Genomic DNA, 22067 nt, shown 5'->3' on the forward strand with positions numbered 1-22067 from the left:
CCACCGCCCCCGCCATCGCCTCCCGTCCAACGGGATGCGCGCCCCGCCCGCGGTCGGGTGCCGCCGAATCCCGTTCCGGCGGGATCCGGTAAGAAGGGGCCGTGCCCGCACTGAGACTGGACGCGGCGGCGCTGCCGCCCGAGCTGGACGAGCTGCGCCGGGACGTCCGCGCGTTCCTCGCCGAGGAGACCGCCGCCGGGCGGATCGCCCCGCACGCCGACAACTGGCTGGCGGGCTGGGATCCCGCGTTCAGCCGGCGGCTCGGCGAGCGCGGCTGGATCGGCATGACGTTCCCCCGCGAGTACGGCGGGAGCGGGGCCGGGTCCCTCGCCCGGTTCGTCGTCACCGAGGAGCTGCTCGCGGCCGGCGCGCCGGTCGCCGCGCACTGGATCGCCGACCGGCAGTCCGGGCCGTCGCTGCTCACGTTCGGCACCGAGGAGCAGCGCCGCGCCTACCTGCCCGGCATCGCGCGCGGCGAGATCCACTTCGCGATCGGCATGTCCGAACCCGACTCCGGCTCCGACCTCGCGTCCGTCCGGACCCGGGCCGAGCGCGCCGACGGCGGCTGGACCGTCAACGGCGCCAAGGTGTGGACGAGCGGCGCCCACCTCGCGCACGCGATGATCGCGCTGGTCCGGACGGGACCGCCCGGGCCGAGCCGGCACGAGGGCCTCACCCAGCTGATCGTCGACCTCGGCGCGCCCGGCCTGGAGATCCGCCCGATCCGGCTGCTGACCGGCGAGCACCACTTCAACGAGGTCGTCCTCACCGACGTGTTCGTGCCGGACGACCGCGTGCTCGGCACGGTCGGCGACGGCTGGCGGCAGGTGACCGGCGAGCTGGCGTTCGAGCGCAGCGGCCCCGAGCGGATCCTCAGCACGTTCCCGCTGCTCGCGGCCGTCGCCGGACGGCTCGCCGAGCGCGGCGCCGACGCCGGCGACCGGGCCCGGATCGGGATGGTCGTCGCGCGGCTGTGGGCGCTGCGGCGGATGTCCCTCGCGGTCGCGGCGCGGCTCGCCGCCGGGGACGCCCCCGCCACCGAGGCCGCCGCCGTCAAGGACCTCGGCACCCGGTTCGAGGGCGCGCTGATCGAGACGGTCCGCCTGCTCGCCCGGGCCGAGCCCGACCTCGCGTCGTCCGATCCGCTCGCGCACCTGCTGGCGCGGTCCGTCCTGCACAGCCCCGGGTTCACGCTCCGGGGCGGGACCAACGAGATCCTGCGCGGCGTCGTCGCCAAGTCGGTGCTGCCGAAGGGGGAGACCCGGTGAACGACATCGTCCGGGACCTGGCCGAGACCGTGGACGCGGTGTGCGCCCGCCACGCCGACCCCGGCGAGGGCTGGAACCCGCGCCTCTGGGACGAGCTGGAGCGGGTCGGCGTGACGCTGCTGCCCGTCCCCGAGGAGCGCGGCGGCGCCGGGGCCGACCTCGCCACCACCGCCGAGGTGCTGCGGGTGCTGGGCCGGCGCGCGGCGGCCGTCCCGATGGTGGAGACCGCGCTGCTAGCCGGATGGCTGCTCGCCGCCGCAGGCGCGGACGTCCCGTCCGGGCCGCTGACCGCCGCCGTCGCGGGACCGGACGTCGCGCTCAGGCAGGACGACGGCGCGCGGACGCTGACCGGCACGCTGCCGCGCGTCCCGTGGGCGCGGCACGCGGAGGGCATCGCGGTCCTGGTCGCGGAGCATGTCGCGTTCGTCCCGCGCGGCGGCTACGAGGTCGACGAAGGTGCGAACCTCGCGGGCGAACCGCGCGACACCGTCCACCTGCACGGCGCCGCTCCCGCCCGGGTGCTCGCCTCGGCGGCGACCGCGCAGGCGTTCCGGGAGCGCGGCGCGCTCGGCCGCGCGGCGCTCATGGCCGGGGCGATGGAGACGGCCACCGACCTCGCGGTCCGGTACGCGGGCGAGCGCGTCCAGTTCGGCCGTCCGCTGGCGCGGTTCCAGGCCGTCCAGCAGCATCTCGCCGAGATGGCGGGCGAGACGCTGATGGCGACCGTCGCGGCGCAGGCCGCGGCCGCCGAGGGCACCGGCTTCGCGATCGCGGCGGCGAAGGCGGCGGCGAGCGAGGCCGCCGGGACGGTGTGCCGCCTCGCCCACCAGGTCCACGGCGCGATCGGGTTCACCGACGAGCACGGCCTCCGGCACGCCACCACCCGGCTGTGGGCGTGGCGCGACGAGTGCGGCAACGAGGCCGAATGGGGCGAGGCCCTCGGCGCCCGCGCCGTCGACGCGGGCACCGGAGGGCTCTGGGCCCTGATCACGGCGGGCGGCGACCTCTAGGGACGCGGCCCGGCGTCAGTCCGTCCGCGGCGCGGTACCGGGGGCGGCCGCTTCGCGGAGCGCCGCCGCCGTCCGGTCGAGCGCGCGTTCCCGGGCGTCGCCGGCCTCCGCCGCCGCGTCCGGGCGCATCCCGCGCAGCAGCAGCTTGATGGTGAGGACGGTGAGCGGCAGGCCGGACCGCTCCGTCGCGCCGGCGGCCCGCTCCATCGCGGCCTCCCGCTGGCCCGCGGCGATGGTCGCGTGGACGAGGACGGCCGCGAGCGACTCGGGGGGCTCCCCGGCGTCGACGTCGCCGCGCCGCTGCCCGGCCTCCAGCACCTCCGCCAGCGCGAGGACCGGGTTCGGGACGTCCTCGCCGAGGTGGTCCGACAGCCGCTCGGGCTGGTTGGCGATCCCGCGCATGATCGCGTCGCGCAGCGGGCCGGGCGCGGGCGCGGCGCGGCGCAGCGCCGTGAACGCGTCGCCGACGATGGCGCCGGTGCCCGACCCGGCGGCGAGGCCCGTGCGGCAGGCGTCCGCGAACGCGGCGCAGGTGACGATCGCGGCCTCCAGCACCACGTCGTCCTTGCTGGGGAAGTAGGTGAAGAACGTCCCCCAGCTCACGCCGGCCGCGGCCACGATGTCCTCGATCCGGGCGGCCTCGACCCCGGACCGCTCGAACTCGGCGATCGCCGCCTCGTAGACGCGGCGGCGCGTCTCGATGGCGCGGGCCTGGCGGGGACGGCGGGCGGTCGGCATGGAGAGGACCTCTGGTGCGGCGGGCCGGACGGTCCTATTCTGCCAAAGTTGATGCGCATCAACTTTTGGAGGTCGACGTGGACAGGGCAGGGCTCACGGAACGGCTCGCCGGGTCCGGCCGGGTGCGCGCGCTGCGGATGCTCTGGGGCGCGGGCAAGGGCTGGGCGGCCGCCGTCGCCCTGCTGGTCGTGGCGAACGCGGTGCTGCCGAACGCGAGCCTCGTCGCGCTCGGCTACGCGGCCGGGCGCATCCCGGCGGCCGCCGCCGCGCACCTGCACGGCGCCGCCGGGCGCGCCCTCGCCGGCGCGCTGCTCGCCGCCGGCCTGCTCTACGCGGCGACCCTCCTCACCGGCCCGTACCAGGAGTGGCTGAGCGCCTGCGTGAAGGCGCGCCTCGTGGACGACCTGCAGAGCCGGCTCATGGCCGCCGTCAGCGGCCCGGTGGGCGTCGCGCACCTGGAGGACCCGGAGATCCGGGACCGGCTGGAACTGGCCCGCGGCACGCTGACCGGCCACGTCCCGGCGGACGCGCCGGTCGCGCTCGCCGCCGCCGCGGGCTCCCGGCTCGCCGGGATCGGTGCGTGCGCCGTCCTCGCCACGTTCCGGTGGTGGCTCGGGCTCGCGCTGCTCGCGGTGTGGCTGCTGATCCGGCGCCCGCTGCGGAAGATCATCCTCGCCCAGATCGTCGGGTTCCGGACGAAGGCCGAGGTGCTGCGGCGCGCCTGGTACTTCCTCTACCTGGCGATCCGCCCGACCGCCGCGAAGGAGCTGCGCGTCTTCGGGCTCGGCGACTGGACGGTCGAGCGGTACCGCGAGCACTGGGCGGCGGGCATGGCGACGACCCGGGAGAGCTACGCCCGCCTCGCTCGCCGCGCCTACCTGCTCGCCGGCGCCGTGCTCGCCGCCTACCTCGTCGCGTGCGGCACGCTCGCGTACGCGGCGCTGCACCACCAGATCGGCTTGCGGGAGCTGTCGGTCATGCTGCCGCTGCTGCCCGCCACGATGTACGCGGGCACCGTCACCACGAGCGACATCTCCGCCGAGTGGATGGTCTCGGCGCTGCCCGACCAGGCCGCGCTGGAGGCGCGCCTGCGCGACGCCCGCGAGGAGCTCGACGGCGGCCGGGACCCGGCCGGGCTCCCCGAGCACGGGATCCGGCTGGACGGCGTCCGCTTCGCCTACCCCGGCGGCGACCCGGTGCTCGACGGACTCGACCTGGAGATCCCGGCGGGACGCTCCACCGCGATCGTCGGCGCGAACGGCGCCGGCAAGACCACGCTGGTCAAGCTGCTCGCCCGCATGCACGACCCGACCGGCGGGACGATCGCCGTGGACGGCGTCCCGCTCCGCGACCTCGACGCGGCGCGCTGGCAGCGCCGGTTCGCCGCCGTGTACCAGGACTTCGACCGCTACCCGCTGTCCCTCGCCGAGAACGTCGCGCTCGGCGCCGTCGAGCACCTCGACGACGCCGCCGGACGCGACCGCGCCGCCGCCCGCGCCGGGGCGCTCGACCTCGCCGCGGAGGTCGGCTGGGACACCGTCCTGTCCCGCCGCTACGAGGGCGGGACCGACCTGTCCGGCGGCCAGTGGCAGCGCGTCGCGCTCGCCCGCGCGCTGTTCGCCGTCGAGCACGGCGCGACGGTGCTCGTCCTCGACGAGCCCACGGCCTGGCTGGACGTCCGGGCCGAGGCCGCCTTCTACGACCGGTTCCTCGACCTCACGCGCGGCCTGACGTCCATCGTCATCTCGCACCGCTTCTCGACCGTGCGGCGCGCCGACCGGATCTGCGTGCTGGACGGCGGCCGCCTCGCCGAGCAGGGCACGCACGACGAGCTGATGGCGCTCGACGGGATCTACGCGGAGATGTTCCGCCTCCAGGCCGCCCGGTTCCGCGACGACGGCGACGACGGCGACGACGGTGACGACCGCGCCGAGGGCGCCGAGGGGGAAGAAGCATGACGAGGGTCCGCCGCACGTTCCGCGTCCTGGTCTCCGACGGGTTCCGCGCAGCGCCGCGCCCCATGGCCGTCGCCGCGCTCACCGTCCTCGCGACCGCGCTCACCCAGATCACCTACCCGCTCGGCATCCGCACGATGGTCGACGCGCTGCCCCGGCACGACGTCCCCGCGGGGATCGCCGGGACCGTCACCGTCGCCGTCCTGTTCACCCTGTCCTGGACGCTGATGATCGTGTCCGCCGGCCGGCTGACGGCGCTGACCGACGAGGTGTCGGTGTGGCTGTCGGCCCGGATCGCCGCGCTCGTCAACGCCGTCCCCGGCCTGGAGCACTTCGAGCGCCCCGACTACCTCACCGAGCTGGAACGGCTCGAACAGCGCCGCCCGATGCTCGCGTCCGGGCCCCGGCAGGCGCTCACGCTCGCGTCCGTCGCCGTCCGGACGATCGGGATCGCCGTCCTGCTCGCGACCGTCTACCCGCCGCTCGCGCTGCTGCCCCTCGCCGGGCTGCCCCCGTACCTCGCCGACAAGCGGTCCGTCGCGCTGCGCGAGCGCGCCGACGCCGCCGTCGCGGACCGGCGGCGCCTCGCCGGTGAGCTGTTCGAGCTGGCCGCCACCGCCGGGCCCGCCAAGGAGCTGCGGACGTACGGGCTCGGCGCGGAGCTGCGCGCCCGGCACGACCGGCTCACCGCCGCCGCGCGCCGCGCCACCGTCCGCGCCGCGTCCGCCGGCGCGCTGTGGAGCGCCCTCGGCTGGTTCCTGTACGCCGCCGCGTTCTCCGGCGCGATCGCGCTCATCGCCGTCCGGGCCGCGCGGGGCGACGCGTCGGCGGGACAGGTCGTCCTCGCGGTCAGCCTGCTGCGGCGCGCGCAGCTCACGGTGTCGCAGGCGTCCAACGCCATCGGGCAGGTCGTCACCACGGCGTCCGCCGCGCAGAGCCTGCTGTGGCTGGAGGACCACGCGGCCGCGCAGCGCTCCGGCGGCGCGCCCGCCCCCGACCGCCTCGACCACGGCATCACGCTGCAGGACGTCGCGTTCGCCTACCCGGGCACCGACGTCCCGGTCCTGCGCGGGGTGGACCTCGTCCTGCCCGCCGGCGGCACCGTCGCGCTGATCGGGGAGAACGGCGCGGGCAAGACGACGCTGGTCAAGCTGCTGACCGGCCTGTACCCGCCGACGAGCGGGCGGATCCTGCTGGACGGCGCCGACCTGGCGGACGTCGACCGGACCGCGTGGCGCGCTCGCACGTCCGCCGCCTTCCAGGACTTCGTGAAGTGGAACCTGCGCGCGGGCGAGGCCGTCGGCATCGGCGACCTGCCGCGCCTCGACGACGAGGACGCCCTGCGCACCGCCCTCGATCGGGCCGCCGGGACGAGCGTCATCGACGAGCTGCCGTCCGGCCTCGACACCCCGCTCGGGAAGTCGTTCCAGGGCGGCGCGGACCTGTCCGGCGGCCAGTGGCAGAAGCTCGCCCTCGGCCGCGCGATGATGCGCGACCACCCGCTGCTGCTGGTCCTGGACGAGCCGACCGCGAGCCTCGACGCGCCCACCGAGGACGCCCTGTTCCGCCGCTACCTGGACGCCGCGCGCCGCACCGCCGCCGGCACCGGCGCGATCACGATCCTGGTGTCGCACCGGTTCTCGACCGTCCGGATGGCCGACCTCATCGTCGTCATGGACGGCGGGCGGGTCGTCCAGGCCGGCGACCACGCCACGCTCCTCGCCGAAGGCGGGCTCTACGCCGAGCTGTTCGAACTCCAGGCCCGCGCGTATCTCTGAGGCCGTCGCCAGGCGCCGTCGCCAGCGGCCGTCTCAAGGCGCCGTCTCTAGGGGAGGCGGACGCCGACGAGCTTGGTGAGGAGCCGGTCGACCTGCTCCTCCAGCGGCTCCCACGGCAGGTCGGGCTGGTTGACGCGCATCGACACCGCGCCGTGCACGGCCGCCCGCAGGTCGAGCGAGACGGACGCCGCGTCGCCGGCGGGGGCGAGGCCCGCGTCCATGCAGCGCTGGACGGCCTCCGTGGTGCGCTTGCCCAGCTCCATCTTGAACGACATGTCGCACCGCTGGTTGACGGCGCTCTCGTGCAGCACCTTGTAGAGGCCGGGGTGGTCGTGTGACCAGCTGCCCATGACCTGCACGCGCGCGCGCAGCCCGCCCACCGGGTCGCCGGCCGCCGCCTCGGCCTCGTCGCTCGCCCGGACGAGGTCGGCGTGGCTGCTGCGCATCGCCGCGAGGACCAGCGCGTCCCGGTCGGCGAAGTGCAGGTAGACCGACGTCGCCGCGATGCCGATCTCGCGGGCCACCGCGCGCAGCGAGAGCGCCTCGTCGTCGCCCAGCTCCTCCAGGAGCCGCAGCGCGGTCGCCACGATCTCCTCGCGCAGCCGTTCGCCCTGGCCGCGCCGGTTCCGCCCGCGGGAGGGCGATGCCGTTCCCATGCGGGCATTCTAATGCGACGGCTCTTGCGCTACAGTCGTAGCGCTACAGCTGTTCAGTCAACGAAGGGCTCCGCCGTGACCACCACCGCCCACCACGAGGCGACGATCGCCGAGCAGGAAGCGAACAAGGCGACCGTCCTGGCCTTCTACGAGGCCGGGCTCAACCGCAAGGACTTCGACGCCGCCGCCCGGCTGATCGGGGACCGCTACGTCCAGCACAACCCGCGCATCGCCGACGGCATCGAGGGCTTCCGCGGCTTCGTCGAGGGCATCCGGGCCGAGTTCCCCGACCTGCGCGCCGAGGTCAAGGGCCTGTACGCGGACGGCGACCGCGTCATCGCGCACGTCCACGGGATCCGCGTGCCCGGCCAGGCGGGCACCGCGATCGTCGACATCTTCCGGTTCGAGAACGGCCGGATCGTCGAGCACTGGGACGTGATGCAGCCGATCCCGGACACCGCCGCCAACTCCAACGGCATGTTCTGAGGCGGCCGTGACCACGGAAACGGTTCCCGGAGAGCGGGAGGGCGCGGCGCGGACCGCGCCCGCCCCGCGGCGCTGGTGGGCGCTGGCCGCCGTCGCCACCGCCCAGCTCATGATCGGCATCGACATGACGATCATGAACATCGCGCTGCCGTCGCTGCAGCGCTCCCTGCACCTGTCCGACCCGGACCGGCAGTGGGTGATCACCGTCTACGCGCTCGCCTACGGCGGCCTGCTGCTCCTCGGCGGCCGGCTGTCGGACCTGATCGGCCGCCGCCGCGCGCTGCTGGTCGGGCTGACCGGGTTCGCGCTGGCGTCCGCGCTCGGCGGCGCGGCGCCCGGCCCGGCCCTGCTGCTCACCGCGCGGGCCGCCCAGGGCGCCTTCGGTGCCCTGCTCACCCCGTCGGTCCTCGCGACGCTGGCCGCGTCCTTCCCGGCCCCGGCCGAGCGCGGCCGGGCGTTCGGGATCTACGGGACGGTGATGGGCAGCTCGTCCGGGCTCGGCGTCGTGCTCGGCGGCGTCCTCACCGACTACCTCGACTGGCGCTGGTGCATGTTCGTGAACGTGCCGATCGCGGTCGCCGCCGGGGCCGGGGTGCTCTACGCGGTCCGCGCGGTGCCGCGCACGCCGGGCGTGAAGGTCGACGCCGTCGGGGCGCTGCTCGCCACCGCGGGACTGATGAGCCTGGTCCTCGGCTTCGCGCGGGCCGAACCGGACGGCTGGGGCGCCGCGACGACCGTCGGGCCGCTGGCCGCCGGCGTCGCGCTGCTGGCGGCGTTCGCGTGGGCGCAGACCCGGGTGTCCGGGCCGCTGCTGCCGCCGCGGGTCGTCCTCGACCGGCGGCGCGGCGGCTCGTACCTGGCGGTCCTCGGCCTGTCGGTCGGGATGTTCGCCGCGCTGTTCTTCCTCACCTTCTACCTGCAGAACGTCCTCGGGTACCCGCCGGTGCGGGCGGGCGTCGCGTTCCTGCCGCTCACCGCCGGGCTGATGATCGGCGTCCGGTGCGTGAGCCCCCTGCTCGTCCGCGCGCCGGTGCGGGCGCTGCTGGCCCCGGGCCTGCTGGTGATCGCCGCCGGGCTCGCGCTGCTCGGGACCGTCCGCGTCGACGGCGGCTACTGGACGCACGTGCTGCCGGTGTTCCTGCTGGTGGGCCTCGGCACCGGGTGGGTGCTCGTCACCGCCAACAGCACGGCCACGCTCGGCGCGGGACCCGACACGGCCGTGGCGGGCGCGACCGTCATGACGTCGCAGCAGATCGGCGCGTCCCTCGGCACCGCCCTGCTCAGCACCGTCGCGGGGACGGCCGCCGCGCACTACCTGCGGGCCCATCCGGGCGAGGCGGGGCGCGCGGCGGTGCACGGCTTCGACGTCGCGAGCCTCGGCGCGGCCGGCGCGCTGTGCGCCGTCGCGGCGGTGGTGTTCCTCATCACCGGCCGGGCGGCCGCCGCCCGGCCGTCATGAGGTCTCCTCCTCCTCTTCCTCGTCGTACTCCTCGTCGTGGACGGCGCCGGACAGGCCGTAGCGCTCCTGGTCGGAGGGGCGCGGGGCCTCCGGCCCGTCCCGGCCGAGCCGCAGCATCCGCGAGATGCGGACGGTGCGGAACTCGCGCCCCGCCGCCGTGAACGCGTGCCCGGTCGCCGCCTCGATCTGCTCGGCGGCCCGGTCCCACTCCGCCAGCTCGGCCGGCTCGGGCGGGTCGCCCTGGAACTCGCGCAGCCGCGGCAGCAGGTCGCCGAAGTAGCGGGCCAGCCGGTGCCGCGTCTCCTCCGGGTCGTCGCCGCCGGTCAGCGGCGCCCACCCGTTCTCCTTGACCTCGACCGCGATGAACGTGGGCGGCAGCAGCACCACGCCCGGATGCGTCCGCACCGCGTGCTGCGCCTCGGTCAGCACCGTCGCCGGGACGGAACCCGGCACCGGCATGAAGCCGACCAGGTTCAGCCTCAGCTGCGCCTCCCACTGGCCGGCCGGCGCCGCCGGCTCCAGCAGGTGGCCGCGGAGCATCCCGTCGCCGCAGGTGCCGGGCGTGTCGGTCGGCCGGGGCGGCTCCATCACCCGGTCGCCGAGCAGCGTGTACTTCTCCACCCGGATGATCCGGTAGCGCCGGTCGCCGATCTCCCACTCGTCCTTCGGGAGCTGGTCGCCCTCCTCGGGGTCGAGCCGGCCCGCCGCCGCGAGCATCGCCCGCGCGACGCCGGGCGGGTGGCCGCCGTCCGCCGCGTCCCGCCGCAGGTCGGCGGCCAGGCCGTAGCGGGCGGCGGACGGGTCGGTCGCGCCGAGGCAGCCGATGCGCCACTCCGCGCCGGTCTGCACCGCGTACCCGAAGTCGGGCGACCCGGCCGGGAGGAGCTTGGGGAAGGCGAGGATCGCGTCGCCGATCTCGCGGTCCCGCACGGCCGCGACGGGATCGAGGGAGGCGACCAGGTTGATGTGGTCGTACCCCTGCATCAACGGGAACGTCATGCCCTCATAGTCGGTTTCCGTGCGGCGGCCCGCAGGCGAATCCGCGGAACCGGACCCCCGCTGACGTGCGACTTCTCCCGATCGGCGGCTTATGTCCGGCAGATGATGCGGCGCCGCGGGGCCCGCACCGCCGCGGCCGGACACGGCTCGCGCGACCGCCGCCGTCCGGGGGAGGCCGCGTCTAGACTGGTGGCCGGATCGACACCGGGGGATGAGGCGATGGTCCCGGATGCCCGCGACACGGCTCGGACCGGCTCGGCTTGGACCGGCACGGCCCTGGCCGACTCGGCGCTGTTCGGCGCACTGGTCACCGAGGTGCCCTTCGGCGTCGCGTTCCTCGACGCCCGGCTGCGCCTGCGCCGGGCGAACGAGGCGCTGCGCGCGCTGCTGCGCGGCGGCGGCGCCGGCGGCCGCAACGGCGTGAACCCCGTCGGGCGGCGGCTCGCCGAGGTGCTGGACGGCGAGTTCGCGGCCGTCCTCGAACCGGCGCTGCGGGGCGTCCTGGACGACGGCCGTCCCGTCACCGGCCTGGAGGTCCGCGCGCCCGCACCCGCCGGCCCCGCGCCCGGCACGCCCGGAGCCGCCGTGCCCGACGCCGCCGCGCCGGACGCCTACGGCGAGCGGGTCTGGGTCTGCGCGTGCCTGCCGGTGCGCGGCCCCGGCGGCGCGATGCTCGGCGCGGCGCTGATCGTCCAGGACGAGACGGTCCGCCGCGCGGTCGAGGACGCCATCACCCGCCGCACCGAGCGGTACCGGTCGCTGGTCGAGGCGACGACCCCGGTGGTGTGGACGACCGCGGCGGACGGCGCCGCCGGCGAGGACGCGCCGCACTGGCGCGCCGTCACCGGCCAGACCCCCGAGGCGTACGCGCGGGGCGGCTGGATCGCCGCCGTGCATCCCGAGGACTACGACCGCGTCGCCGCCGAGTGGCGCGCCTGCATGCGCGACGGGCGCGTGCTGGAGGTCGACTGCCGCGTCCTCACCGCGTCCGGCGGGCGCCGGCACTTCGAGGTGCGGGCCGTCCCGATCCGCCGGGACGGCGCGGTGATCGAGTGGGTGTGCGCCGGGACCGACGTCACCGGCCGCCGCGACGCCGAGGAGATGCGCGGCAGGCTCACCGGCCAGCTCTCGGCCGCCGCGCTGCGCACCGCCCGGCTCCAGCAGGCCACCTCGATGCTCGCCGAGGCGCTGACCGTCGGCGAGGTCGTGCGGGTCATCGTGGAGGTCGGCCAGTCCGCGGTCGGCGTCGACCACTGCACGGTCGCGCTCCTGGACGAGGGCCGGACGCGGCTCACCCCGGTCGCCCCCGCCGACGACCCGTCCGGCGCGGACGCGGACTCCGGGCCGGACGGCTCGGACGCCTGGCCGGACAGCCTCGCCGTCGCGGAGCCGGGCGTGATGTCGGCCGCCGCGCGCGACGGCCGCCCGTTCGTCGCCGAGAACCCCGAGGAGCTGCGCCGGCAGCTGGGCGAGGCCGCCGCGGCGGCGGAGCGGCGGCGCGGCCCCGGCGAGCAGGCGTGGGTGGCGCTGCCGCTGCTGGCGGCGGGCGCGCCCATCGGGGTGCTGCGGTTCGCCTTCACCCGGACCCGGTTCCTCACCGAGGACGAGCAGGTGTTCCTGGAGGCGCTGGCGGGGCAGTGCGCGCTCGCGGTGGAGCGGGCGCTGCTGTTCGAGCGCGAGCACCGCACCGCCGAGCAGCTGCAGCGCAGCCTGCTGCCGGGCGACCTGCCGAGCTCCCCGGAGCTGCGGATGGCCGCGCGCTACGACCCGGTGACCCGGCACGTGCAGGTCGGCGGCGACTGGTACGACGTGTTCAAGCTGCCCGGCGGCCGGCTCGCCGTGGTCGTCGGCGACGTCATGGGCAAGGGCGTGCTGGCCGCCGCGATCATGGGCCGGGTGCGCAACGCGCTGCGCGCGCTCGCGCTCACCGACCCGCGGCCCGCCGCCGTCCTGTCCGGCCTGGACCGGCTGTTCAGCGCCACCGAGGACGCCGAGCAGTTCACCACCGTCGCCTACCTGGTGATCGACCCGTCCACCGGGCAGGGCCTGTACACCAGCGCCGGGCACCCGCCGCCGCTGCTGCTGCCCGCCGGCGCGCCGCCGGGCCTCAGCGACGTCGAGGCGGGCACCCCGCTGGGCTGGCCGAGCCACCGGCAGCAGGCGAGCTTCTCGCTGGCGCCGGGCGACACCGTCGTGCTGTACTCCGACGGGCTGGTGGAGAACCGCAGGCGCGGCGTCGACACCGGGCTCGGCGACCTGGTCGCGGCCGCGGCGGAGCTGCCGCCGGGCGCCGCCGCCGACCCGGGACGGCTCGTCGACCACCTGGTCGCCCGGCTGCTCGCCGGGTACGAGCAGTCCGACGACGTGACGCTGCTCGCGCTGCACGTTCCGGCATCGGGGGAGTAGGGCGGCCCGGCATGCCGGGTACGACCCTGCTTGGGGAGGCACCATGGAAATCGAGATGATCGTCGAGATCCCGCGCGGATCACGCAACAAGTACGAGATGGACCACCGGCTCGGGCGCATCCGCCTGGACCGGATGCTGTTCACCTCCACGCAGTACCCGGTGGACTACGGCTACGTGCCCGACACGCTCGCCGAGGACGGCGACCCGCTGGACGCGATGGTCCTGCTGGAGGAGCCCACGTTCCCCGGCTGCCAGGTGTCGGTCCGCAGCGTCGGGGTGTTCTGGATGCACGACGGCGGCCTGCCCGACGCCAAGATCCTCACGGTGCCGGCGCGGGACGTCCGCTACGAGTCGGTCCGCGACCTGAGCGATGTGCCGAACCACTTCCTGGACGAGATCGCGCACTTCTTCGACATCTACAAGAACCTGGAGCCCGGCAAGGACACCGACGTGCGCGGCTGGCAGGACCGCCTCGTCGCCGACCGGGAGATCGGCGACTCCATCGAGCGCGCCGCCGACGCCCACCTCGCCGGATCGCGCTAGCCGGGGCGCCGCGACGTGCGGTGCCCGGAGGCCGGGTGTGCGGTGCCCGGTGGCGTCGGTTCCGCGGCGATGTCACGATCCGGGCGGGCGTCCCGTCCTCGGTGGTGAGGGCGGGCGCGCGTGCCCGGCCGTGAAAGGCTGAACGATCATGTCTGATGTCTTCGAGGAGCACCGCAACCTGCTGTTCGCGGTGGCCTACCGGATGCTCGGCACCGCCGCGGACGCGGAGGACGCCGTCCAGGACGCGTGGATCCGCTGGTCCGCCGCCGACCGCTCCGACGTCCAGGACCCCAAGGCCTACCTCGTCCGGATCACCACGAACGTGGCGCTGGACCGGCTGCGGTCGGCGCGCGCGCAGCGCGAGACCTATGTCGGCCCGTGGCTGCCCGAGCCGATGCTGACCTCCCCGGACGTCGCGGCGGAGGGCGCCGAGCTGTCGGAGTCGGTGTCGATGGCGATGCTGGTCGTGCTGGAGACCCTCAGCCCGCTGGAACGCGCCGTGTTCGTGCTGAAGGAGGTGTTCGGCTACCCGTACGCGGAGATCGCGCGGGCGCTGGACCGCACGGAGACGTCGGTGCGGCAGCTCGGCACCCGGGCGCGCAAGCACGTCGAGGCGCGCCGCCCCCGGTTCGAGGCGGGCGGCGCCGAGCGGCGCGCCGCGACGGAGCGGTTCCTCGACGCGGTCGTCGGCGGGGACATCAACCGGCTCATGGAGACCCTCGCCCCGGACGTGACGCTGTGGACCGACGGCGGCGGCAAGGTCCAGGCGCCGCGGAAGATCGTGCACGGCGCGGACCTCATCGCCCGGTTCTTCGCGAACATCGCCACCCGCCCCTACGAGGGCGTCGCCCCCGAGGACTGGCGGCTGCGGCAGGTCGAGATCAACGGCGGGCCGGCCGTGGTCGTGGACGGCCCGGACGGGCCGATCAGCGTGATCAGCGCCACCGTCGGCGACGACGGGCGCGTCCGGGACATCCAGCTGGTGGCGAATCCGGACAAGCTCCGCGCGATCGCGGAGGGCCGCACGCTGCCGATGTGACGGGGACCCGCCGGCGGCTACTCGTCGACCCTGCGGCGCCTGCCGCCGAACATCCTCGGCGGCGGGCCCGCGGTGGTCGCCGGGGTCGGCACCGGACGCACCGTCGCGTACGCCTCCGGGTCCGGGTCGTCGACCGCGTCCACCGGGGTCAGCCGGATGATCCACGACTCGGCCGCCCAGGTCTCCGCCTGCCCCTCGTGGGTCCGGGCGTTCAGCCGCTCCTTGACCAGCAGCGGCACGACCTCGTCCCACAGCTCGCCGCCGGGCTCGACCCGCTCGCAGCCGGCGGTGAACGCGACCAGCCGGCCGCCCTTGTCCTTGCTGCGCAGGATCACCGTGACCCGCTCGGCGTCCGGCAGGCCCGGCAGCGGCTGCTCGCCCTCGCCGCCGGTCAGCACGTACGCCGACCCGTCGTGCCACACGTGCCACGCGGCGCGCGGCTGCGGCAGGCCGGGCAGGTCGAGCCAGAGCAGCCCCGACCTCTTCGCCGCCTCTTCGACCAGCGCGCGGTTCAGCTCACCCACGCCGAAAGCGTCTCATACGCGCTGGATAGCATCCGCCTCATGCGGTCTCGACGTACCACCCTCGCGGTCCCCGGCAGCAATCCCCGCTTCATCGAGAAGGCGCAGGGGCTCCCCGCCGACGAGATCTTCCTCGACCTGGAGGACGCGGTCGCGCCGTCCGCCAAGGAGGGCGCGCGCAAGACCGTCGTCGCCGCGCTCAACGACGGCGACTGGACGGGCAAGACCCGCGTGGTGCGGATCAACGACCTGGAGACCCACTGGGCGTACCGGGACGTGATCGAGGTCGTCGAGGGCGCGGGCGCGAACCTCGACGCGATCATGCTGCCGAAGGCGTCGGACGCCTCGCACGTGCGCTGGCTCGACCGGCTCCTCACCCAGATCGAGCGGGCGATGGGGTTCGAGGCGGGCCGCATCGGCATCGAGGCGCAGATCGAGGACGCCAAGGGCATGGTGAACATCGACGAGATCGCCGCGTCGTCGCCGCGGCTGGAGGCGCTGGTGTTCGGCCCCGGCGACCTGATGGCCTCGATCAACATGAGGACGCTGGTGGTGGGGGAGCAGCCGCCCGGGTACACCGAGGGCGACGCCTACCACTACATCCTGATGCGGATCCTCATGGCCGCGCGCGCCAACGACCTGCAGGCCATCGACGGGCCGTACTTCAACGTCCGGGACGTCGACGCGTTCACCCGGGTCGCGAAGCGCTCGGCCGCGCTCGGGTTCGACGGCAAGTGGGTGCTGCACCCGGCGCAGATCGACGCGGGGAATGCGGTGTTCTCCCCGTCGCAGGAGGACTACGACCACGCCGAGCTGATCCTGGACGCCTACGAGCACTACGTCACCGTGGAGGGGCGCGGCGCCGCCACGCTCGGGGACGAGATGATCGACGAGGCGTCCCGGAAGATGGCGCTCGTCGTCGCGGCGAAGGGGCGCGCCGCCGGGATGGCCCGGACCAAGCGCTTCGACGCCCCGGCGACCTGACGGGACGTACCATTCGTCCCACATGGGAGAACCGTCGCGGGGAGAGGACCAGGTGCCGATGGCAGGGGACGAGAACGGCTGGGCCCCGCTCGATCCCGGTATGTCGGACGGGTCCGAGGGGGTGCCGGAGCCGCAGGCCCCCGCGCCCGCGCCGCCCGCGATCGGCCCGCCTGTGCCGCCCGGCCCGCCCGGCCCGACCACGGATGGGCTGCCCGCGCCGACCGGTTGGACATGGCCCGCCGACCAGGGCGCCCAGCCCCAGCCGACGGCCCAGCCCCAGCCGATGGCCCAGCCCTATCCGGGCCAGTACGGCGCCGGCCCGTACCCACCGGCGTACGGCGCGCCCTACGGCCCCTACGCCGCGCAGGGGTTCACCGGGTACGGGCCGCCGCGCCCGAAGGGGCCGTGGACGGCCGCGCCGCCGCCCGGCACCCCGTTCCACCGGATGGCGCGGACGCCGCTGCACCGCTGGTGGCGGCCGCTCGTGGGCAGCGCGGCGATCATTGTCGCGGGCATGGCGCTGGCGATCGGCATGATGATCATCGGGATCGTGGTGCGGGTCATCGCGACCGGCGACGCGCCCGACGCCACCGGGAGCGGCGCCGACACGATCTTCGGGAACCCGACCGCCGACCTGGCGTTCAACCTGGCCGTCATCGCGGTCTTCCTGCCGATGGCGCTGCTGGCCGCGTGGCTCGTGCAGCGGCGCAGGCCCGGCACCCTCGCGTCCGTCGCGGGCCGGGTGCGCTGGCGCTGGCTGCTCACCTGCTGCGGCCTCGCCGTCGGGTTCTGCGTGCTGTCGTACGCGTCGTCGATCGTCGCGAGCGCGTTCCTCCCGGACGACTCGTCCGGCGGCGAGCACTGGGTCGGCTGGGGCCGGTTCGCGCCCGCCGCCCTCGTGATCGTCCTGCTGGTGCCGCTCCAGTCGTCGGCGGAGGAGGTCGTCTTCCGCGGCTGGCTGCTGCAGGCCGTGGGCGCCTGCACGCTGGAGACCCGCACCGGGCGGGTCGGGCGCGCGTTCAGCGCCGTGTTCCGCACCCCGTGGCCCGGGATCGTCATCGGGTCGGCCGCGTTCACGTCCCTGCACGGCTACACCGGCTGGGGCATCCTCGACATCTTCGTGTTCGGCGCGGTCGCGGCCTGGCTCGCGACGCGGACGGGCGGGCTGGAGTCCGGCATCGCCCTGCACGTGTTCAACAACCTGCTGGCGTTCCTCGGCCCGGCCGCCGTGGGGAAGCTCGACATCGATCAGGGGTCCGTGCCGTGGCAGGCCGTCGCCGCCGACGTAGCGCCGATGCTGCTGTACGCGGCGGTCGTCGTCTGGCTGGCGCGCCGCAAGAGGATCCAGACCGTGACGGCGGCCCCGGCCGAAGACCCGGGGCCCGGCGCGGTCCCGCAGGACGCCGAGCCCGCGTTCGTCTCACGGCCCCAGTAGGCCCCACGACTCCAGGGCCTCGACCAGGCCGTCCGTCAGCGGCAGCTCCCGCAGCTCCGCCGCGGTGACCCAGCGGGCGTCGGCGGCGTCGTCCCCGGCACGCAGGACGCCGCCCACCGCCCGGGCCTCGTAGTCGTGGATCTCGTAGACGACGCCTCCGGGGCCGGGACGCTCCACCGACCCGGCGAGCGCGCCCGCCACCACGTCCAGGCCCGTCTCCTCCTTCAGCTCCCGGACCAGCGCGGCGGCGTCGTCCTCGCCCGGCTCGACCCGTCCGCCGGGCACCGACCACAGGCCGGCGCCCGGCGGCCGACCGCGCCTCACCAGCAACAGCCGCCCGCTCCCGTCCCTTACGATCCCCCCGACGCAGCGCACCCTCATGTCACCATTTTGACGCGCCTTGCCCGGTCCGCTACCTCGGGGAACTTGACGGCGGCGGGAATCGGCGCGCAGGGTGGGTAGTCATGAGGTCGGAGCCCACATGCCCGCGATGCGCGGGCCCGGTGAGCGCGCCGGGCCTCTGGTCGAGCGACTGGAGCTGCGGCGTGCACGGCGCCGTACTACCCCGCCAGCCGTCCAAGCGCCCCGGCCCGGACGGGCTGGCGGCCGTGCTCCAGGACGCCAGGGTCCCGGTCTGGACGCCCTGGCCCCTTCCGCCGGCCTGGCTCGTCACCGGCTTCTGCGCGGTGGGCGACGAGCGTTCGGGCGCCCGGGCGACGGCCGTCGCGCTGTCCGGGCCGGGCCTGCTCAGCGGCCCGGCCGACCTGGTGCTGATCGCCGAGGAGCCCGGCATCGGGCTCGGCGGCCACTACGCCGGGCTGGACGGCGGCGACCCCGGCCCGGGGTTCGACGGCAGCCCGCCCGACGCCAAGATCGACATCAGCGGGCCCGCCGCGACCTGCGGCCACTCGGTGCCGATGTGGGTCGTCGGCAGCCGGCCCGACCGGGCCGTCTACGTCGGCGAGGCGATGGGCGACTGGCTGTGGGCGGTGCTGTGGCCCGCCGAGGCCGGCGTGCTGATGCTGGAGCGGCAGAACCTCCTCGACCTGCGCGAACCCGGCATGGACCTGGACCTTCCCTACGGCGCCTACAGTCCCCGGCTCGACGAGTAGGCGGACGGCCGCCCGCCCGCCGGGCCGGCGGCTGTTAGAAAGGGCGCATGCGCATCGACCTGCACAGCCACAGCGACGTCTCCGACGGGACGCGCCCGCCGTCCGAGGTCGTCCGGCGGGCCCGCGCGAACGGCGTGGACGTCGTCGCGCTGACCGACCACGACACGGTCGCCGGCTGGGACGAGGCCGCCGCCGCGCTGCCGGACGGGCTGACGCTCGTCCCCGGCGTCGAGCTGTCGTGCAAGCACGACGGGCGCAGCCTGCACCTGCTCGGGTACCTGTTCGACCCGTCCGAGCCCGCCCTCGCCGCCGAGCTGGCCCGGATCCGCGACGACCGCGTCATCAGGGCGCGGACGATGGTGGAGCGGCTGCGGGAGCTGGGCGCGGACGTGACCTGGGAGCGGGTCCGCGCGCTGGCGCGCGGCGAGGCGGTCGGCCGCCCGCACATCGCGCGCGCCATGGTCGAGGCGGGCGTCGTCGCGTCCCCGGACGAGGCGTTCACCCGCGACTGGATCGCCGAGGGCGGCCGCGCGCACGCCGACCGGTACGCGCTCGACCCGGCGCGGGCGATCCGGCTCGTCGGGGCGGCCGGCGGGGTGTGCGTGCTCGCCCATCCGCGGACCCGGCGCGGCGGCTACGTCTTCTCCGACGAGGTGATCGCGAGCCTCGCCGCCGCCGGCCTCGCCGGGATCGAGGTCGACCACCCCGACCAGGACGCGGGGGAACGCGCCGCGCTGCGCGGCCTCGCCCGCGACCTCGGCCTGGCCGCCACCGGCTCCAGCGACGACCACGGTGCCCTGACCGGCGACCGCCTCGGCGCGGAGACCACCGCCCCGGACGCCTACGCCGCCCTCGTCGCCGCGTCCACCGGCTCGGCGCCCGTCTCTTCGCCCGTCTCCGCGGGCGCTGACGCGGTGTCTTCGGGCACTGGAGCGGTGCCGCCCGGAACCGCCCCGGAAGCACGGTAGGGTGCCAGCGTGGACGCGCGCATCGAACAGGTGACGACGTCGGGGAAGCTCACCCTCGACGACACCGAGTACGACGTCGAGAACAACACCTACATCGTCGGCGACGACGACGAGGTCATCGTGATCGACCCGGCCTTCGACGCCGAGGCCATCCTCAAGGAGGTCGGCGAACGCGAGGTCATGGCCGTCCTGCTCACCGACGGCAACGAGCACCGCCTCGAGGTGGTGCTGGAGGTGGCCGCCGCCGGCGAGGAGGACGAGGAGAACTGGGCCCCGATCGCGCTGCACCGCGGCGACCGGGTGCTGTGGCGGGACTACTTCGGCCGCCTCGCCCGCGAGGAGAAGGACGAGGACGACGCCAAGGCGCTGCGCTCCCTCGAACCGGACATCTGGCTGGAGGATGGCGGCATCTTCGAGATCGCCGACTCCCAGCTGGAGGTGCTGCACACCCCCGGCCACACGCCCGGCAGCGTCAGCGTGATCAGCGAGCAGCTCGGCGTGCTGTTCTCGGGCGACACCCTGCACCGCGGCCGCCCCGGCTCGATCGGCGGCGTGTACGACGAGCTCGGCAAGCAGCTGAACTCGATCGGCGCGCTGCTCACCCCGCTGCCGAAGGACCTGCGGATCCTGCCCGGCCAGGGCGAGGAGACGACGGTCGGCGACGAGGACGCCCGCTGGGAGACCTGGGGTTCGCTCGCCCGCGAGCAGGACGACGACTGATCCGGTGGCCGGGGCCGAGCAGCTGGGCTTCGACGGCATGCCCCAGCGGCTGTACGCGTGCACGCCGTCCCGGCTGAACACCTGGCTGGACTGCCCCCGCCGGTACCGGATGACCTACCTGGACCGTCCGATGCCGCCGAAGGGCCCGCCGTGGGCGCACAACAGCGTCGGCGCGGCCGTGCACAACGCGCTCGCCGGCTGGTGGCGGCTGCCGCCCGCCGAGCGGACCCCGGAGGCCGCCGGCACCCTGCTGGCGCGCGGCTGGCTGACCGACGGGTTCCGGGACGAGGCGCAGTCCGCGCGGTGGCGCGAGCGCGCCCGCGAGATGACCGAGCGGTACGCGGCGGGCCTCGACCCGGCGGACGAGCCGGTCGGCGTCGAGCGCACCGTCGCGGCCCGCACCGACCGCATCGCCGTGTCCGGCCGCATCGACCGGCTCGACGCCCGCGGCTCGGAGCTCGTCGTCGTCGACTACAAGACGGGCCGGCACGTGCAGACCGCCGACGACGCGCGCGGCTCGCTCGCGCTGGCGATCTACGCGGTCGCCGCGTCCCGCGTGCTGCGCCGCCCGTGCCACCGCGTCGAGCTGCACCACCTGCCGTCCGGCGAGGTCGCGGTCTGGGAGCACACCGACGAGTCGCTGCAGCGGCACATCAGGCGGGCCGAGCAGATCGCGGCGGAGGCGTCCGCCGCCGACGACGCGTACCGGGCGCGCGTCCCCGCCCCGCGTCGCGGCGAGAACGCCCGGACCCGCGTCGGCGCGCAGAGCCGCGACACCGGACCGGGCCGCGACGCGCCGCCGGTCGACCACGCACCGTTCGACGAGCAGTTCCCGCCGCGTCCCGGCCGGCTGTGCTCGTGGTGCGACTTCGCCCGCCACTGCCCCGAAGGCCGCGAGGCCGCCCCTCGCAAGGAGCCGTGGGCGGCCCTCGGCGAAGACGCCTGATCAGGCGGCGGTCAGGGCCTTCCGGGACTTCCAGCGGCGCGGGTCGCGGAGGCCGTAGAGTCCGCGGCTGACGTCGTAGCCCTCGGCGGCGAGGTTCTGCCGGGCGCGTTCGAGCATCTCGCGGGTGGGCTTGGCGAACGCGTAGTCGTGCAGCTTCTCCGGCACCGAGTTCATCGCGAGGCGGAACGAGCGGAGCGCGGCGGTGACGGCGGGCTGCGGGACCTCGGGAAGCGCCCCGTACATCTTGCGGGCCCAGTCGGGCAGCGAGTAGTAGCAGAGCGCGCCGAAGGGGAAGTAGCCCGGCTTTCCAGGGGCGAGGAACTTCAGGTTCTCCGGCATCGTGGGCCACATCAGGAACCTGACGGTGGCCGCCGCCTCCTCGGTGACGCGCAGGTGCGGGCGCATGCTCGCGAGGTACTGCTCCATCTCCGCGACGCTGCCCGGGACGTCCTCGGCGTGCAGCCCGACGTAGGCGGCGGTGCTGCGCTGCTCGTGCAGGTACCGGTCGGCCATGGCGTCGGTGAGCAGGAGACCGGCGCGGCGGGCGACCTGGAGGTAGGAGTAGACCTCGGCGCAGTGCACCCAGAGCAGCAGCTCGGGCTGGTCGAGGCGCTCCTTCTTCCCGGTGTCGTGGTTGAGGATCCGCAGGCTGCGGTGGATGTCGCGGACCTTCCGGGCCAGCGCGTCGATCTCCTCGCGGGTGCCGAACGTGGCGACGCCGACGAAGTCGGCCGTGCGCTGGAGCCGGCCGAAGGGGTCCTCCTGGAAGTTGGAGTTCTGCCAGACGCCCCACATGGCCATCGGGTGCAGGGCCTGCAGCATGAGGCTGCGCACCCCGCCGACCCACATGGACCGGTCGATGTGGACCCGCCAGGTCACGCTCTCGGGGGGCTGGACGGTCGCGGACATTCCCACCTCACCAGACGTCGTGCGACAAACCGATGTAAGTGTCTCATTACCCGGCCATGGCCGCGACACCGGTCCCGGTGTCGCGTCCCGTTCGAGGTGACGCGGTCGAGTGTCGCCGGATCCCGATCGAGATA

21 protein-coding genes are annotated in these 22067 nt (G+C 75.4%); 15 read left to right on the forward strand and 6 right to left on the reverse strand.

The genetic code is table 11. The features are described from left to right. Positions 1–101 precede the first annotated feature (101 nt). Together amrb99_RS17490 and amrb99_RS17495 are read left to right on the forward strand one after the other, a co-directional pair. Positions 102–1268, forward strand: a complete 1167-nt coding sequence (locus amrb99_RS17490) for an acyl-CoA dehydrogenase family protein (RefSeq protein ID WP_190857045.1) — start codon at positions 102–104, stop codon at positions 1266–1268. After that, positions 1265–2278 carry an acyl-CoA dehydrogenase family protein gene (locus amrb99_RS17495; RefSeq protein WP_190857046.1) on the forward strand — a complete coding sequence of 338 codons (1014 nt, stop codon included), beginning with the start codon at positions 1265–1267 and terminating at the stop codon, positions 2276–2278. The genes amrb99_RS17490 and amrb99_RS17495 overlap by 4 nt, the downstream gene beginning before the upstream one ends. 15 nt (positions 2279–2293) lie before the next feature. Here the strand turns inward: amrb99_RS17495 and amrb99_RS17500 are convergent, their stop codons facing one another. Continuing rightward, the gene (locus amrb99_RS17500; protein ID WP_190857047.1) at positions 2294–3016 is read right to left on the reverse strand and encodes a TetR/AcrR family transcriptional regulator; all 723 of its coding nucleotides are present in this window, start codon (positions 3014–3016) and stop codon (positions 2294–2296) included. A 77-nt stretch (positions 3017–3093) separates the two neighbouring features. Between amrb99_RS17500 and amrb99_RS53185 the strand changes: the two genes are divergently transcribed. Both amrb99_RS53185 and amrb99_RS17510 read left to right on the forward strand, forming a co-directional pair. After that, the gene (locus amrb99_RS53185; RefSeq protein WP_190857048.1) at positions 3094–4974 is read left to right on the forward strand and encodes an ABC transporter ATP-binding protein; all 1881 of its coding nucleotides are present in this window, start codon (positions 3094–3096) and stop codon (positions 4972–4974) included. Beyond that, positions 4971–6749, forward strand: coding sequence for an ABC transporter ATP-binding protein (locus amrb99_RS17510; protein ID WP_190857049.1), 1779 nt, complete (start codon positions 4971–4973; stop codon positions 6747–6749). The genes amrb99_RS53185 and amrb99_RS17510 overlap by 4 nt, the downstream gene beginning before the upstream one ends. 47 nt (positions 6750–6796) lie before the next feature. On the opposite strand, the gene amrb99_RS17515 is transcribed toward amrb99_RS17510, so the two are convergent. Next, the gene (locus amrb99_RS17515; RefSeq protein WP_190857050.1) at positions 6797–7405 is read right to left on the reverse strand and encodes a TetR/AcrR family transcriptional regulator; all 609 of its coding nucleotides are present in this window, start codon (positions 7403–7405) and stop codon (positions 6797–6799) included. 75 nt (positions 7406–7480) lie between these two features. On the opposite strand from amrb99_RS17515, the gene amrb99_RS17520 reads away from it, so the two are divergent. Both amrb99_RS17520 and amrb99_RS17525 read left to right on the forward strand, forming a co-directional pair. Beyond that, positions 7481–7891: an ester cyclase gene (locus tag amrb99_RS17520; protein WP_206699977.1), complete on the forward strand. Its 411-nt coding sequence runs from the start codon at positions 7481–7483 to the stop codon at positions 7889–7891. A 7-nt stretch (positions 7892–7898) separates the two neighbouring features. Further along, the gene (locus amrb99_RS17525; protein WP_347256722.1) at positions 7899–9350 is read left to right on the forward strand and encodes an MFS transporter; all 1452 of its coding nucleotides are present in this window, start codon (positions 7899–7901) and stop codon (positions 9348–9350) included. On the opposite strand, the gene amrb99_RS17530 is transcribed toward amrb99_RS17525, so the two are convergent. Continuing rightward, positions 9345–10349 carry a DUF5954 family protein gene (locus tag amrb99_RS17530; RefSeq protein WP_190857052.1) on the reverse strand — a complete coding sequence of 335 codons (1005 nt, stop codon included), beginning with the start codon at positions 10347–10349 and terminating at the stop codon, positions 9345–9347. The genes amrb99_RS17525 and amrb99_RS17530 overlap by 6 nt on opposite strands. Positions 10350–10568: 219 nt before the next feature. Here amrb99_RS17530 and amrb99_RS17535 point away from each other — a divergent pair, with 219 nt between their 5' ends. The 3 genes from amrb99_RS17535 to amrb99_RS17545 all read left to right on the forward strand — a co-directional run bounded on the left by amrb99_RS17535 (position 10569) and on the right by amrb99_RS17545 (position 14338). After that, positions 10569–12755, forward strand: coding sequence for a SpoIIE family protein phosphatase (locus amrb99_RS17535; RefSeq protein ID WP_190857053.1), 2187 nt, complete (start codon positions 10569–10571; stop codon positions 12753–12755). A gap of 43 nt (positions 12756–12798) precedes the next feature. Continuing rightward, positions 12799–13299, forward strand: a complete 501-nt coding sequence (locus amrb99_RS17540; RefSeq protein WP_190857054.1) for an inorganic diphosphatase — start codon at positions 12799–12801, stop codon at positions 13297–13299. A gap of 148 nt (positions 13300–13447) precedes the next feature. Continuing rightward, a complete protein-coding gene (locus tag amrb99_RS17545; RefSeq protein ID WP_190857055.1) occupies positions 13448–14338 on the forward strand; it encodes an RNA polymerase sigma-70 factor in 891 nt (296 codons plus the stop codon). 17 nt (positions 14339–14355) lie between these two features. Here the strand turns inward: amrb99_RS17545 and amrb99_RS17550 are convergent, their stop codons facing one another. Continuing rightward, positions 14356–14862, reverse strand: a complete 507-nt coding sequence (locus amrb99_RS17550) for a hypothetical protein (RefSeq protein ID WP_190857056.1) — start codon at positions 14860–14862, stop codon at positions 14356–14358. Between the two features lie 39 nt (positions 14863–14901). Here amrb99_RS17550 and amrb99_RS17555 point away from each other — a divergent pair, with 39 nt between their 5' ends. Together amrb99_RS17555 and amrb99_RS17560 are read left to right on the forward strand one after the other, a co-directional pair. Next, on the forward strand, positions 14902–15843 hold the full coding sequence (locus tag amrb99_RS17555) for a CoA ester lyase (protein ID WP_190857057.1): 942 nt from the start codon (positions 14902–14904) through the stop codon (positions 15841–15843). A gap of 22 nt (positions 15844–15865) precedes the next feature. Next, positions 15866–17278, forward strand: coding sequence for a CPBP family intramembrane glutamic endopeptidase (locus amrb99_RS17560; protein ID WP_190857058.1), 1413 nt, complete (start codon positions 15866–15868; stop codon positions 17276–17278). Here the strand turns inward: amrb99_RS17560 and amrb99_RS17565 are convergent. Then, positions 17264–17659, reverse strand: a complete 396-nt coding sequence (locus tag amrb99_RS17565) for an NUDIX domain-containing protein (RefSeq protein WP_190857059.1) — start codon at positions 17657–17659, stop codon at positions 17264–17266. The two genes, amrb99_RS17560 and amrb99_RS17565, sit on opposite strands and share 15 nt — an antisense overlap. A gap of 83 nt (positions 17660–17742) precedes the next feature. Here amrb99_RS17565 and amrb99_RS17570 point away from each other — a divergent pair, with 83 nt between their 5' ends. The 4 genes from amrb99_RS17570 to amrb99_RS17585 are packed head-to-tail and all read left to right on the forward strand — an operon-like array spanning position 17743 to position 21024. Further along, a complete protein-coding gene (locus amrb99_RS17570; protein ID WP_190857060.1) occupies positions 17743–18390 on the forward strand; it encodes a DUF6758 family protein in 648 nt (215 codons plus the stop codon). A 47-nt stretch (positions 18391–18437) separates the two neighbouring features. Continuing rightward, on the forward strand, positions 18438–19358 hold the full coding sequence (locus tag amrb99_RS17575; protein WP_190857061.1) for a PHP domain-containing protein: 921 nt from the start codon (positions 18438–18440) through the stop codon (positions 19356–19358). A 9-nt stretch (positions 19359–19367) separates the two neighbouring features. Further along, positions 19368–20078: an MBL fold metallo-hydrolase gene (locus amrb99_RS17580; protein WP_190857062.1), complete on the forward strand. Its 711-nt coding sequence runs from the start codon at positions 19368–19370 to the stop codon at positions 20076–20078. 4 nt (positions 20079–20082) lie between these two features. After that, positions 20083–21024 carry a PD-(D/E)XK nuclease family protein gene (locus amrb99_RS17585; RefSeq protein WP_347256723.1) on the forward strand — a complete coding sequence of 314 codons (942 nt, stop codon included), beginning with the start codon at positions 20083–20085 and terminating at the stop codon, positions 21022–21024. Here amrb99_RS17585 and amrb99_RS17590 read toward each other — a convergent pair whose 3' ends face one another. Then, entirely contained in the window at positions 21025–21933 is a 909-nt protein-coding gene (locus amrb99_RS17590) for an oxygenase MpaB family protein (RefSeq protein WP_190857063.1), read from the reverse strand. Positions 21934–22067 lie beyond the last annotated feature (134 nt).

This window comes from Actinomadura sp. RB99 (assembly GCF_014706005.1).
Lineage (GTDB): Bacteria > Actinomycetota > Actinomycetes > Streptosporangiales > Streptosporangiaceae > Spirillospora.

Bases quoted from the DNA above. Each gene is read 5' to 3' on its own strand.
- amrb99_RS17500 (WP_190857047.1), bottom strand. From the start codon at position 3,016: ATGCCGACCGCCCGCCGTCCCCGCCAGGCCCGCGCCATCGAGACGCGC.
- amrb99_RS17575 (WP_190857061.1), top strand. From the start codon at position 18,438: ATGCGCATCGACCTGCACAGCCACAGCGACGTCTCCGACGGGACGCGC.
- amrb99_RS17570 (WP_190857060.1), top strand. From the start codon at position 17,743: ATGAGGTCGGAGCCCACATGCCCGCGATGCGCGGGCCCGGTGAGCGCG.
- amrb99_RS17510 (WP_190857049.1), top strand. From the start codon at position 4,971: ATGACGAGGGTCCGCCGCACGTTCCGCGTCCTGGTCTCCGACGGGTTC.
- amrb99_RS17565 (WP_190857059.1), bottom strand. From the start codon at position 17,659: ATGAGGGTGCGCTGCGTCGGGGGGATCGTAAGGGACGGGAGCGGGCGG.
- amrb99_RS17590 (WP_190857063.1), bottom strand. From the start codon at position 21,933: ATGTCCGCGACCGTCCAGCCCCCCGAGAGCGTGACCTGGCGGGTCCAC.
- amrb99_RS17535 (WP_190857053.1), top strand. From the start codon at position 10,569: ATGGTCCCGGATGCCCGCGACACGGCTCGGACCGGCTCGGCTTGGACC.
- amrb99_RS17545 (WP_190857055.1), top strand. From the start codon at position 13,448: ATGTCTGATGTCTTCGAGGAGCACCGCAACCTGCTGTTCGCGGTGGCC.
- amrb99_RS17540 (WP_190857054.1), top strand. From the start codon at position 12,799: ATGGAAATCGAGATGATCGTCGAGATCCCGCGCGGATCACGCAACAAG.
- amrb99_RS17515 (WP_190857050.1), bottom strand. From the start codon at position 7,405: ATGGGAACGGCATCGCCCTCCCGCGGGCGGAACCGGCGCGGCCAGGGC.
- amrb99_RS17530 (WP_190857052.1), bottom strand. From the start codon at position 10,349: ATGACGTTCCCGTTGATGCAGGGGTACGACCACATCAACCTGGTCGCC.
- amrb99_RS17560 (WP_190857058.1), top strand. From the start codon at position 15,866: ATGGGAGAACCGTCGCGGGGAGAGGACCAGGTGCCGATGGCAGGGGAC.
- amrb99_RS17555 (WP_190857057.1), top strand. From the start codon at position 14,902: ATGCGGTCTCGACGTACCACCCTCGCGGTCCCCGGCAGCAATCCCCGC.